The sequence below is a fragment of the Alcaligenes sp. DN25 genome, from assembly GCF_023674485.1.
GTDB classification, from domain to species: Bacteria; Pseudomonadota; Gammaproteobacteria; order Burkholderiales; family Burkholderiaceae_B; genus Alcaligenes; species Alcaligenes phenolicus.
In genome coordinates, this window is record NZ_CP098408.1 from 2,466,945 (window position 1) to 2,479,327 (window position 12,383).

Consider the following 12,383-nt stretch of genomic DNA (forward strand, 5'->3'; position numbering starts at 1 on the left):
CGTATTACAGAAATTAGTTGTACTGTCATAGTGCCGCCATATCCGACTCCCATACTGACGTTCATGACATTCATGACAAGTCGGAACCCAGGATGAGCGCCAAGCCCGCATTTTTAACCATACAAGGACTGCACAAGCAGTTCGGCTCCTTTACTGCCCTGGACCAGGTCAGCCTGGATATACAAGCCGGTGAACTGGTGTGTTTGCTGGGCCCCTCGGGCTGTGGCAAAACCACTTTGCTGCGATGCATTGCCGGGCTGCAACAAGCCGATCAAGGCATCATCGTGATGGCGGGCCGTGACATTACTCACTTGCCCCCTCAACAGCGTGATTACGGCATCCTGTTTCAGTCCTACGCCCTGTTTCCCAACCTGACCGTAGCCCAGAATATTGCCTACGGCCTGTCGCCCCGCAAGAACCTGGCCACCCAAGTGCGTCAACGCGTCTCCGAGATGCTGGATCTGGTCGGCCTGTCCGGTTCGGAAAACAAGTACCCGGCACAACTGTCGGGCGGTCAGCAGCAGCGTGTAGCCCTAGCTCGTGCACTGGCCCCCTCACCCTCCTTGCTCTTGCTGGACGAACCCATGTCGGCGCTGGATGCCCAGGTGCGCGAGCGTCTGCGTATCGAGCTGCGTGCGCTGCAAAAGCAACTGTCCATCACCACCTTGATGGTGACGCACGATCAGGAAGAAGCCATGGTCATGGCCGACCGTATCGCCGTGATGGAAAAGGGCCGACTGGTGCAATTTGATCGTCCCCAGGCTTTGTACCGAGCCCCCTCTGATCCCTTTGTGGCGGGCTTTATCGGTGAAGCCAACTGGCTGCCCTTTACGCCCTTGCACGATTGCTCGGTGCTGGTCGAGCGCGTTCGTCTGGACTTGGGCCAGGAAGCGCCTACTGCAGCAGGACGTCTTTTCATCCGCCCTGAAAACATTCGGGTACTGGATAACAACAGCCCGGCCACCACGACCAATACCTTTTTGGCCGACATCGTGGACGGCGTGTTTTTAGGCCGTCACTACAAGCTGATTCTGCGCCCCGAAGGCATGGACGGGCTGACTGTCCAGGCCATCGTCAACCCCGAACAAGGGGATCGCTTGCTTGACCCCTTGGCCGCACGTCGCTGCCGCATTCAGCTTCCCAGCGAGGCGCTGCATGCCCACCATTGATTCCACACCACAGCCTGGCGCGGCGTCCCTGCGCTCCACCAGCCTGTATGGCCTGCCCGTTGCTGAAACTAGCGTGAAGAACCATCCCCTGACCCGTCCCGTTTTGCCTGTCTGGATAGGCTCGGCGGCACGACGCGCCTTATTGATTGCCCTGTTTGCCCTGCTGGTCCTGTTCCTGGCCCTGCCCATGCTGTTCATCTTGCTGCGCGCCATTCAGGACGGCGACGGGCAACTGGTGGGTTTGGGTCAGTTCTGGTCGGTGATCAGCGCCCCGGGCTTCATGCCCATGGTGGGCCGCAGCATTCTGGTGGGCGTGACCACCTTGCTGATCGTGATCCCCGTTGCCTACGCGTTCGCCTTTGCCCTGCAACGCTGCTGCATACGCGGTGCCGGACTATTTCGTGCGCTGGGCCTTTTGCCCTTGCTGGCCCCATCGCTGATGCCGGGCCTGTCCCTGATCTACCTGTTTGGCAATCAAGGTTTGCTGCGTCACTGGTTGGGCGGTGAAACGATTTATGGTTTCTGGGGCATTGTGCTGGGCGAAGCCTTCTACACCTTCCCCCACGCCCTGATGATTCTCAGTACCGGTCTGGCCCTGGCCGATGCTCGTCTGTATGACGCTGCCCGCGCCATGGGTGCCAACTCCTGGCGTCGCTTCCTGACGGTAACCCTGCCCGCCAGCCGCTATGCCGTTTTTTCCGCCGCATGCCTGGTCTTTACGCTGACCGTCACCGACTTTGGTGTGCCCAAAGTGGTGGGCGGTTCCTACAACGTGCTGGCCATGGAAGCCTATAAAGCCGTGGTCGGTCAGTTGCAGTTTTCCAAAGGCGCGGCCATTGGCGTGCTGTTGCTGATTCCCGCTGTGCTGACCTTCTTTCTGGACCGTCATCTGCGTGCTCGTGCCAGCGGTCAGGCTCAAGGCTCGCTCAGCGCCTACTCGCCTCTGCCACACCGTCAGCGCGACCGTTACTTCACTCTCGTTCTGGTACTGGTATCCCTGGCCATTCTGAGCATTGTGGGCATGGCGGTCTGGGCGTCCCTGATCAAGTTCTGGCCTTACAACCTGAGCCTGTCCCTGAAGTCCTACGATTTCAACAATATGGACGGTGGCGGCTGGCTGGCCTGGCGCAACAGCCTGACCATGGCCTTGTTTACCGCCATTCTGGGTTCGGCCCTGATCTTTCTGGGCGCCTGGGTGCTGGAGAAACTGCCTGCCCGTGGCCAGTCCGAAAAAGGCTTGTACGGCGTGCTGCAAATGCTGGCGCTGGCCCCCATGGCCATTCCCGGTCTGGTGCTGGGCCTGGGCTACATCTTCTTTTTCAACCACCCCAACAATCCCTTGTCCGGTCTGTACGGCTCCATGAGCTTGCTGGTCCTATGTACGGTGATTCACCTGTACACCAGTGCCCATCTGAACTTTGTGACGGCCCTGAAAGCCATTCCTGGCGAGCTGGAAGCCGCTGCCGCCTCCCTGAAGGCTCCGCGTCTGTCCACCTTGATGGGTGTCACCGTGCCGCTGTGCCTGCCTGCCTTGCTGTCGGTGGCGCGCTACCTGTTCGTCTCGGCCATGACCACCGTGTCTGCCGTCGTGTTTCTGTACAGCCCGCAAACCGTGCTGGCCTCGGTAGCGGTCATGAATATGGACGACGCCGGCTTTATCGGCCCGGCCGCCGCCATGTGCACGGTCATCATGCTCAGCTCCGGCTTTGTCTGCGTCCTGGTTCATGTTCTGAGCCGCGCTTCCTTGCGCCGCAGCCAGGCCTGGCGCTCTCCTACTTCTCTTTCCTCAACCTGATAGGACCGCAATGTCATCCCCAACTTGCGCGAATACATCGCTTGATATGCCAAGTCACCAGACTCCACGCCTTGAAGCCCTGATTTTTGACTGGGCCGGCACACTGGTGGATTTTGGATCCTTTGCTCCCACCCAGATTCTGGTTGAAGCCTTCAAGTGCTTTGATCTGAATTTGAACCTGGACCAGGCCCGCAGCGCGATGGGCATCGGTAAATGGGATCACATCAAGGCCATGCTGGAGTTGCCTGAAGTGCGCGCCCAGTTTGTGGCCCTGCATGAGCGCGAACCCGATGACAGCGATGTAGACCGTATCTACAACACCTTCCTGCCCATGCAGAACGAACGCGTGGGCGAGTTCTCCGCCGCCATTCCCGGTGCCCGCGAAACCTTGTCCTGGGCACGCCGCCAAGGTCTGAAAATCGGCTCCTGCTCCGGCTACCCGCGTCTGGTTCTGGACAACCTGCTGCAACACGCCCACCGCCAACAAGTACTGGTGGACTACCACGTCGCCTTTGACGAAGTCCCGCAAGCACGCCCCTGGCCTGCCATGGCCCTGGAAAACGTCATTCGTCTGGAAATCAAGAATGTCGGTGCCTGCGTGAAGATTGACGACACCCCAGTCGGCATTGAAGAAGGCCGCAATGCCGGTATGTGGACGGTAGGTTTGCTGCTGTCAGGCAATGCCGCCGGACTGACCGAACTGGAATTTCTGGCTCTGGACGAAGAAAGCCGCCAAACCCTGCGTGATCGCGCCGCGGCCACCTTCGCCAACGCCCAACCGCATTACCTGATCGACACCGTTGCCCAACTGCCTGCCGTGGTTGAACAAATCACCGAGCGGATGGCCCAGGGCGAATGCCCTGGCGACTCTCTCTAACCCCACCCCCCTTTTGCTGTCACAAGGACACTTCTCCATGAAAACCATTGTTCTGAGCTCCTTGGCTGCCGCTTTGATGGGCGCCGCTTCCCTGGCTCAAGCCGCTACGACCCTGACCGTCTACACCGCGCTGGAAGCCGATCAGCTCAAGGCTTACCAGGCTGCTTTCGAGAAAAAGAACCCCGATATCAAGATCCAGTGGGTGCGTGACTCCACTGGCATCATTACCGCCAAACTGCTGGCTGAAAAGAACAACCCCAAGGCTGACGCTGTCTGGGGTCTGGCCGGCTCCTCGCTGGGCTTGATGGCCAGCCAGAACATGCTGCAGCCTTACGCCCCGCAGGGTCTGGACAAGATCGACGCCAAAATGCGCGATCAAAACAACCCACCCAGCTGGGTTGGCATGGACGGTTTTGCCGCCGCCCTGTGCGTGAACACCGTTGAGCTGGAAAAGAACAAGCTGCCCATGCCCACGTCCTGGGAGGATCTGACCAAGCCCGAGTACGCTGGCAAGATCGTCATGCCAAATCCCGCTTCTTCGGGCACCGGCTTTCTGGACGTAAGCGCCTGGCTGCAACTGTTTGGTGAAGAAAAAGGCTGGACCTTCATGGACGGTCTGCACAAGAACATCGGTGCCTACACCCACTCCGGCTCCAAGCCTTGCAATATGGCTGCCGCTGGCGAATACACGATTGGCGTGTCCTTTGACTACCGTGGCGCTCGTCTGAAAGAAGAAGGCGCTCCGCTGGAACTGGTGTTCCCCAAAGAAGGCCTGGGCTGGGAAATTGAAGCCGCTGCCATCATGAAAGGCACCAAGAACCTGGAAGCCGCGCAGAAACTGGCTGACTTCTCCGCCAGCGAAGAAGCCAACCACTTGTACAAGACCAACTTTGCCGTGCTGGCCATCCCTTCTATCGCCACGGCCAACCCGCACCTGCCAGCAGACCTGAACCAGCGTCTGATTGACAACAACTTCGTCTGGGCCGCTGAAAACCGCGAGCGCATCATCGAAGAGTGGACCAAACGTTACGACGGTAAATCGGAAGCCAAGAAGTAATGAGCACACAACACTACGATGTCATCGTGGTGGGGGGCGGCATCCTGGGCATGGCACATGCCTGGGCGGCTGCCCGCCGCAAGCTTAGCGTGGCTGTGCTCGAGCGCAGCCACCAGGCCCAAGGCGCCACCATACGTAATTTTGGTCAGGTACTGGTGACCGGTCAGGCGCCGGGCATCATGATGGAACTGGCACGCCAAAGCCGAGGTCTGTGGCTGGATCTGGCGGCACAAGCGGGCTTTCATGTGCGCAGCAATGGCTCGCTGGTCCTGGCACGCAATCACCTGGAACTGGAACTGCTGGAAGACTTTGCCCAAGGCCGTGCCAAGGACGAAGGCGTGGCCTGCCAGATGCTCAGCGGCAAGGAACTGGCGACACTCTTTGAAGGCCGTCTGGGGCATCACCACGGCGCGCTGCAAGGTCTGGATGATTTGCAGATCTACTCGCGCGACGCCCTGCCCGCCATTACCAGCAGCCTGCAAGCCATGGGCGTGGATGTGTATACCCAAGCGCATGTGCACTATGCCCAAGAGGGGCAGGTACACAGCAGCGTGGGCAACTTCACCGCCAACAGCATTTTTGTGTGCCCCGGTCACGACTACAGCAGTCTGCATCGCGAACTGCTCGATACCGTCAAACCGTCGGTGACACGTCTGCAAATGCTGAAAGTGCGTGCACAGGACGCAGGCTGGGCATTGGACCGACCTTTGCTGACAGGTTTGTCCTGCCTGCACTATGGTGCCTTTAGCGATCTGCCTTTGGCAGACACACTGCGCGAGCAAGTACAGCAACGTCATGGCGTCCTGCTGGATCAAGGCATTCATTTGCTGATTAGCCCCACCCCGGACGGGGATCTGATTATTGGTGACTCGCACGACTACGGCCAGCAAGCCAGCCCCTTCAACCAGGAAGAAACAGACCAGTACTTGCTGGCTCTGGCAGAAACCGTGCTGGGTTGCCCGGTGCAGGTGCTGCAACGCTGGCAAGGGGTATACGGTGCAAAGGGCCCGGCTCCATTTTCTGTCTTGCAGGCCGATGGCAGTACGCAAGTGACGGTCATGCACACGGGCTTGGGGATGACCACGGGTCTGGCCATTGGTGAACGCAATATCGCCGCTCGCTACGATTGATTGCTGGACATGGGTGCGTAGGCAAGCAGATCAGCCTTGACCTAGGCAGCAAGAGTGCAAAAAACGCGCAGCCCAGGCTGCGCGTTTTTCTTTTCCTGAGGCGTAGGTCTGGATGCCAGAATCCAGGGCTTCAAACCAGGGGAAATCACGGCATTTTCTTAATGGGAATTTCCCATGAGAAACCCAATAGAGTGGAATAAAATACGCCACACGATAGGCCAGAGCGAGCGCTCTTGAGCTGTAGCCATCCATACACCCGGACCGCCAAGTACCTCGTCGCGATTGGCGACGAAGCCCTGGTCTTCCCCCTGACAGGAAAGGATCAATGAAAGACAGCGAAAGCGGCTTGCGTTTTATAGACTGCAATGAAGAGCAGCATGCAGCCGCTATTTTGGCGATCCTGAACGACGCCATCGTGAACTCCACCGCGCTATACGACTATGTGCCACGCCCGCCCGAAGCCATGGTGAGCTGGTTTGCCACCAAACGCGCCAACGGCTTTCCCGTGGTCGGCGTCATTGACGATGCAGGAACCTTGATGGGCTTTGCCAGTTGGGGCACCTTCCGCGCCTTTCCCGCCTACAAATACACCATGGAACACAGTGTCTATGTGCACCCGGAGCACCGCGGCAAAGGGCTGGGCAAGATTCTGATGCAAGAGCTGATCACGCGTGCCCGTCTGGCCAATGTGCATACCCTGGTAGGCTGTATTGATGCCAGCAATGCGGGCAGTATCCATCTGCATCAAAGCCTGGGCTTCACCCATGCGGGCACCTTCAAGGAAGTGGGGTTCAAATTTGGCCGCTGGCTGGATGTCGCCTTTTACTTGCTGACGCTGGATACGCCTGCCGAGCCAGTCGACGGCTGAAGCCCCCCTCCACGCTACGCCTTGGGGCGGCCCGGCGACAAAAAAAACCATCGCAGGCAGCACGCCGCGATGGTTTTTCATCAAACCGTTCGCCCCTGACTCAGGCGCTGGCTTTCGGCTTTTCGTAGCACACGGCAAAGGCGATCAGGCCCAGCACGATGCTGAAAATGCCCACACCGACTGCCACCCCAGCCACCAGACCCAAACCTACGGCAACAAACACGCCGGGAAAGGCGTAGTTTCGCAACCAGGAAGGTTTCTTGGGAACAAGAAATAGCCCTAAAAACAAGAACCAGGGCATCACAATCGTCCAGAACAGACTGTCCATTAGCACGTCACGCATCATTATTCCATTGAAGTAGGAGGGGCTTGGGCGAGAGCCAGACACCCCCGCCGTTCTGGGTGGATTGTAAACGTCCTGAGGCTGGCCTCCCAGTACGGGCGACTGTTATAAGAGAGAATTATTGTTTTACAGCTAAAGGACACGCCATGAGTACGCTTAGCTTGACCAGCGCAGACCAGCACCGTTTCGAAGCCTATGTCGCAGGCGATGAACAGGCCGAACGCGGCTTGATCGTGTTGCAGGAAATTTTTGGTGTCAATCAACACATACGCAACACCTGCGAACGCTTTGCCGAGCAAGGCTACCGTGTCCTGTCTCCCGCCCTGTTCGACCGGCAAGAGAAAAATGTAGAGCTGGGCTATACCGCCGAGGACGTGCAAGCAGGTCTGGCACTGCGCAACGGCATTGCGCTTGATAAGACCCTGCTGGATATTCAGGCCTGCGTGGACGCCTTGGGTTCGCGCAAGATTGGTATTGTCGGCTATTGCTGGGGTGGCTCCTTGAGCTGGCTGGCCGCCTGCCGCTTGCAAGGCCTGAAAGCCGCCAGTTGCTGGTATGGTTCGCAAATTGCCCAGAACGCCCAGGAACAGCCCAGGATTCCAGTTCAAATGCATTTTGGTGCCCAGGATCACTCCATCCCTGCCAGCGCCATTCAGACCATTAAAGACGCGCAAAAGGATGTGGCCATTTACGTGTACGAACCTGCCGGGCATGGTTTTGGCTGCGATCATCGCCCCGATTTTCACGAAGCGTCCTACAAACTGGCTCAGGAACGTACACTAGCTTTCTTTGCCGACCATCTGCGTTAAGCCCCCATGCTTGAATCCAGCGACGACCTGCTTGCCCTGTTAAATACCACCATGCCTTACGGCAAATACAAAGGTCGCTTGCTGGCCGACCTGCCGGGACATTATCTGAACTGGTTTGCCCGTGAAGGCTTTCCTTCCGGGCGGCTAGGGCAGCTACTGGCCCTGATGCACGAGCTGGATCACAATGGCCTGAAATCCTTGCTGGACCCCTTGCGCCCGCGCAGCCGCTAAGAGGAACAAATACCTTACTGGGGAGCGGGCTGCGACGGTACGTCACCGTACAGCTTGCTACTATCAAGAATTCCTCTACACCCCATTGTGAAGGACGTCATGACAATCGATCTCTCCGCATTCCCCATCACCGGCAAATGGCCGGCCCAGCACCCCGAACGCCTGCAACTGTATTCCTTGCCCACTCCAAATGGGGTCAAGGTATCCATCATGCTGGAAGAAATTGGCCTGCCTTACGAGCCACATCTGGTCAGCTTTGAGCGCAACGATCAGCTCAGCCCGGAATTTATTTCGCTCAGCAGCAACAACAAGATCCCGGCAATTCTGGACCCCAATGGCCCCGGCAATAAACCGCTGGCCTTGTTCGAGTCCGGTGCCATCCTGATCTACCTGGCAGAAAAAACCGGCCAGTTGCTCTCTGCAGACCCGGCCCAACGCTATGAAACCCTGCAATGGCTGATGTTCCAGATGGGTGGCGTAGGCCCCATGTTTGGTCAGCTGGGCTTCTTCCACAAATTTGCTGGCAAGGACTTTGAAGACAAGCGCCCCCGCGACCGCTATGTCAACGAATCCAAGCGCCTGCTGGGCGTGATCGACAAGCATCTGGATGGCAAGGACTGGATGGTGGGCAACAGCTACTCCATCGCCGATATTGCCCTGTTCCCCTGGATTGCCAACCTGATCGGTTTTTACGGCGCAGGCGAGCTTGTGGAGTACGAGCAGTTCAAGAATGTGGCCCGTGTTCTGGCCCAGTTTCAGGCCCGCCCGGCAGTACAACGCGGCTTGAACATTCCTGCCCGTGATTGATGGATAAGCAGCGCCAATCAATGCTTATAAGCCAATTTGAAATAGCCCTGCTATCAAACTGGTCTTTTTTGTTTCGCTTGACGCCAGTCCGTACAATTGGCCTCCTAAACATTCTGCGCAAGCGGTACTATTCCGTTTGCCCGGCTTGCTCATCAATCAAAAAACCAGTCTGCTCATAGAGCGGATACAGGCAAATCCACCAGCCTGATGAGCAAGCCTTCAAAGCCCTGGATTCTTTCCAGGGCTTTTTTTTGTATGTACGATTGCCCCCCGCTGCTACTCTTGTGGCTCCTTGCCACTTTGCCTGAGCAGAGCTATGAAAACGCACCACTATGAACTGTTGATCAGTTGGACCGGCAACACCGGAAGCGGCACCCGCACCCTTCGCTCCTACTCACGTAACCACGACGTGATGGCAGTTGGCCTGGAGACCATTGCTGCCTCCTCAGACCCTGCCTTTCGAGGCGACCCAGCCCGCTGGAACCCAGAGCAGCTTTTCCTGGCATCGATTGCTCAGTGTCATATGCTTTGGTACCTGGGAATAGCGGCAGAAGCCGGCATTGTGGTCACGGCCTATGAAGACCACCCTACCGGCATCATGATTGAAGAGGCCAACGGGGCTGGGCAATTCGAGAGTGTTACCTTGCGCCCCTTCGTCACGATCACACCGGACAGTGACCTTGCCTTGTCCAAATCGCTTCACGATCGCGTAAGTGAATACTGCTTTATTGCCCGCTCCATCAACACTCCGATTCACCATGAGGTCACGGTCCACGTGCAAGGTCAAACACCTCCACCATCGACGTAAAGAGCATTACACCGCAGGTAAAGGGATGAACTGCTCATCGTCCAGTGGTGGCAGACTGATGCGACCATTGAGCCAATCATCCTTGGCCTGCTCGATACGGTCCTTGCGCGAGGACACAAAGTTCCACCAGATATGGCGTGGTCCCAAAGGCTCGCCGCCCAGCAGCATCAAATGGCTGTTTTGCTCGGCAAGGATGCGAGGGCTGTCGCCTTTGGCAAAGACCAGCATCTGACCGGCGCGATAGCGTTGAGCGTCTACCTCCAGCGCGCCCGTACAGATATAAATGGCGCGCTCTTCATGGCCGGTTGGCAAGGGGACAGACTGGCCCGCTTGTACGCGTAGTTCCATATAGAACAAGGGTGAGGCCACACTGGCAGGGCTGCACAGGCCCAACGCCGATCCGGCTATCAGGCGACCTTCCAGGCCCGTGTCCTGAATCAAAGGCAGTTGTTCGGCCTCGTAATGCACAAAATCCGGGTTTTGCTCTTCTTTATGTTCCGGCAAAGCCACCCAGGCCTGAATGCCATCCATACGGCCACCTTGGGTACGCATGGGCTCAAAGCGCTCGGAATGGCTGATGCCTGAACCAGCGGTCATCCAGTTCAAGGCGCCGGGCGTAATCTCTTGTTCCACGCCCAGGCTGTCACGGTGTGTCATGGCACCTTCAAATAAATAGGTGACGGTAGACAGGCCAATATGCGGGTGTGGCAGCACATCGTTTTCTGTCCCTACAGGTGCCGTCAGCTCTTGTGGCCCCATACGATCAAAGAAGATAAAAGGCCCCACCATACGCCGTTGGCGAAAGGGCAGAACGCGCCCCACTTCAAATGCACCAATGCTGTGTTGACGTTGTGGAATCAGCAGCTCGACCATAGACACCTCTACTGGGAAGTCGCAAAAATACAATCCCGATTACTATACTCTGGTCACTGCTTTATTCGCCCTATCGCGCATGTCCACGCTCTCCCTGTTTGATCCCGTTCCCGGCAACGTCCTGACTCTGGATACCGGCCTGATCGCCCTTCCGGGGCTGGCCCTGCCCTATGCCGCCAGCTTGGCACAGGCGGTTCAAGAACTGGTGCACAGCGCTCCTTGGCGGCATATGCAGGTTCCCTCAGGGCATCGTATGTCGGCCGCACAAAGCAGTTGTGGCGACCTGGGATGGATATCGGACGAACACGGCTACCGTTACAGCCCCACGGACCCGCAAAGCGGTTTGGCCTGGCCCGCCATGCCTGCCATATTCAAGGAACTATTAACGCACATTGCCCAGGAGTCGGGCCAGGGCCCTTTTCAACCCGATACCTGTCTGATCAATTACTACGACGAGCAGGCGCATATGTCCTTGCATCAGGATAGAAACGAGCGCGACTTGCAGCACCCGATTGTCTCGGTCTCCCTGGGACGTGAGGCCTTGTTTTTATGGGGCGGCGCAAAACGCAGCGACCCGGTGCGTACCCTGCGACTGCGCGATGGTGATGTGCTGGTCTGGTGGGGGCCATCCAGATTGAATTTCCATGGGGTACGCAGACTGGAGGGCCCGGCCCATCCGGTATGGGGCACAGGCCGGGTCAATCTGACATTCAGAAAAGCAGGCTGAACCCCACTAGTTCAGCCCAGTTCGGGCGGAGCAAAGCGACGGTTTTCCAGTACGGGCAAAATGCGACGGGCATAAGCCAAACGCTCCCGATCCAGATCAACCAAAAGCAATGTGGGAGTTTCTGCCGCCTGGGCCACGATCACACCCAAGGGATCCACCACCAGACTTTGGCCAATATTGCGTTCACCACACTCACCGACGGCCACCATATAGGCCGTATTTTCCAAAGCGCGAGCCGTCGTCAGCACACGCCAGTGGTGTTCCTTCAAGGGACCTTTCAGCCAGGCCGACGGCGCCAGCAAGACTTGCGCCCCGTCCACGCACAAGCGTCGGGCCAGCTCAGGAAAGCGCAGGTCGTAGCAAGTCATCAAACCTACTTTGAAACCGGCCACATCAATCAAGGCGGGGATTTCTGTACCTGGCTGTACATAGCGTGATTCTTGTACCGAGAAGGCATCGTACAAATGAAGCTTGTTGTAATGCGCCAGAACCTGGCCATCGCGCAGCACCACCAAGGTGTTCCAAACCTTGCCTTCTCCGGCCGGGGTATGAATGCAGAACACCACAGTTAAATCAGTATCACGGGTGGCAGCGCTCAGTCGGCTGACAAACTCCCCATCCAGGGCTTGTGCGGATTTCAGGACCACTTCAGGGTCGGCCACATTTCTGGCCAGCACACCTTCAGGCAAAACCAGTAACTGCGCGCCGGAGCGCAAGGCTTGTTCGATCAAACCCAGGCAAGCGCTCAGGTTTTCCTGCGAATCTTTGGATACGGCCATCTGGCCCAATGCAACTTTCATGACCACCTCCTTTACGGTGCTGCCTAAGTGATTCTAACGCAGCCGCCCGCCCAAACCAGCCAGCGAACAAGGGAGAAAAACTGAACACC

14 protein-coding genes are annotated in these 12,383 nt (G+C 57.6%); 11 read left to right on the plus strand and 3 right to left on the minus strand.

The window, feature by feature from the left end:
• The first annotated feature begins 92 nt into the window (after positions 1 to 92).
• The 6 genes from NBV64_RS11540 to NBV64_RS11565 all read left to right on the plus strand — a co-directional run bounded on the left by NBV64_RS11540 (position 93) and on the right by NBV64_RS11565 (position 6,896).
• Entirely contained in the window at positions 93 to 1,169 is a 1,077-nt protein-coding gene (locus tag NBV64_RS11540) for a putative 2-aminoethylphosphonate ABC transporter ATP-binding protein (RefSeq protein WP_009458905.1), read from the plus strand.
• Positions 1,156 to 2,964: a putative 2-aminoethylphosphonate ABC transporter permease subunit gene (locus NBV64_RS11545; RefSeq protein ID WP_021446491.1), complete on the plus strand. Its 1,809-nt coding sequence runs from the start codon at positions 1,156 to 1,158 to the stop codon at positions 2,962 to 2,964. Before NBV64_RS11540 ends, NBV64_RS11545 begins: the two co-directional genes overlap by 14 nt.
• Positions 2,965 to 3,010: 46 nt before the next feature.
• A complete protein-coding gene (gene phnX, locus NBV64_RS11550) occupies positions 3,011 to 3,841 on the plus strand; it encodes a phosphonoacetaldehyde hydrolase (RefSeq protein ID WP_009458900.1) in 831 nt (276 codons plus the stop codon).
• Between the two features lie 37 nt (positions 3,842 to 3,878).
• Positions 3,879 to 4,898 carry a putative 2-aminoethylphosphonate ABC transporter substrate-binding protein gene (locus tag NBV64_RS11555; protein WP_035272329.1) on the plus strand — a complete coding sequence of 340 codons (1,020 nt, stop codon included), beginning with the start codon at positions 3,879 to 3,881 and terminating at the stop codon, positions 4,896 to 4,898.
• On the plus strand, positions 4,898 to 6,028 hold the full coding sequence (locus tag NBV64_RS11560; protein WP_021446490.1) for a TIGR03364 family FAD-dependent oxidoreductase: 1,131 nt from the start codon (positions 4,898 to 4,900) through the stop codon (positions 6,026 to 6,028). The genes NBV64_RS11555 and NBV64_RS11560 overlap by 1 nt, the downstream gene beginning before the upstream one ends.
• Positions 6,029 to 6,353: 325 nt before the next feature.
• Positions 6,354 to 6,896, plus strand: coding sequence for a GNAT family N-acetyltransferase (locus tag NBV64_RS11565; protein ID WP_060185230.1), 543 nt, complete (start codon positions 6,354 to 6,356; stop codon positions 6,894 to 6,896).
• 100 nt (positions 6,897 to 6,996) lie between these two features.
• Here the strand turns inward: NBV64_RS11565 and NBV64_RS11570 are convergent, their stop codons facing one another.
• Positions 6,997 to 7,239, minus strand: coding sequence for a hypothetical protein (locus tag NBV64_RS11570; RefSeq protein ID WP_021446488.1), 243 nt, complete (start codon positions 7,237 to 7,239; stop codon positions 6,997 to 6,999).
• A 146-nt stretch (positions 7,240 to 7,385) separates the two neighbouring features.
• On the opposite strand from NBV64_RS11570, the gene NBV64_RS11575 reads away from it, so the two are divergent.
• The 4 genes from NBV64_RS11575 to NBV64_RS11590 all read left to right on the plus strand — a co-directional run bounded on the left by NBV64_RS11575 (position 7,386) and on the right by NBV64_RS11590 (position 9,894).
• Positions 7,386 to 8,048 (plus strand): dienelactone hydrolase family protein, encoded by a 663-nt coding sequence (locus NBV64_RS11575; RefSeq protein WP_083053385.1) that lies wholly within the window; start codon positions 7,386 to 7,388, stop codon positions 8,046 to 8,048.
• A 6-nt stretch (positions 8,049 to 8,054) separates the two neighbouring features.
• Entirely contained in the window at positions 8,055 to 8,279 is a 225-nt protein-coding gene (locus tag NBV64_RS11580; protein ID WP_003799391.1) for a DUF3820 family protein, read from the plus strand.
• 99 nt (positions 8,280 to 8,378) lie between these two features.
• A complete protein-coding gene (locus tag NBV64_RS11585) occupies positions 8,379 to 9,086 on the plus strand; it encodes a glutathione binding-like protein (RefSeq protein ID WP_009458889.1) in 708 nt (235 codons plus the stop codon).
• Positions 9,087 to 9,402: 316 nt separating this feature from the next.
• Complete coding sequence (locus NBV64_RS11590; RefSeq protein ID WP_009458887.1) at positions 9,403 to 9,894, plus strand: OsmC family protein; 492 nt, start codon at positions 9,403 to 9,405, stop codon at positions 9,892 to 9,894.
• Between the two features lie 6 nt (positions 9,895 to 9,900).
• On the opposite strand, the gene NBV64_RS11595 is transcribed toward NBV64_RS11590, so the two are convergent.
• Positions 9,901 to 10,767, minus strand: a complete 867-nt coding sequence (locus NBV64_RS11595) for a pirin family protein (protein ID WP_009458886.1) — start codon at positions 10,765 to 10,767, stop codon at positions 9,901 to 9,903.
• A gap of 79 nt (positions 10,768 to 10,846) precedes the next feature.
• Here NBV64_RS11595 and alkB point away from each other — a divergent pair, with 79 nt between their 5' ends.
• Entirely contained in the window at positions 10,847 to 11,494 is a 648-nt protein-coding gene (gene alkB, locus NBV64_RS11600) for a DNA oxidative demethylase AlkB (protein ID WP_250755837.1), read from the plus strand.
• An 11-nt stretch (positions 11,495 to 11,505) separates the two neighbouring features.
• Here alkB and NBV64_RS11605 read toward each other — a convergent pair whose 3' ends face one another.
• The gene (locus tag NBV64_RS11605; protein WP_026483468.1) at positions 11,506 to 12,294 is read right to left on the minus strand and encodes a deaminated glutathione amidase; all 789 of its coding nucleotides are present in this window, start codon (positions 12,292 to 12,294) and stop codon (positions 11,506 to 11,508) included.
• Positions 12,295 to 12,383 lie beyond the last annotated feature (89 nt).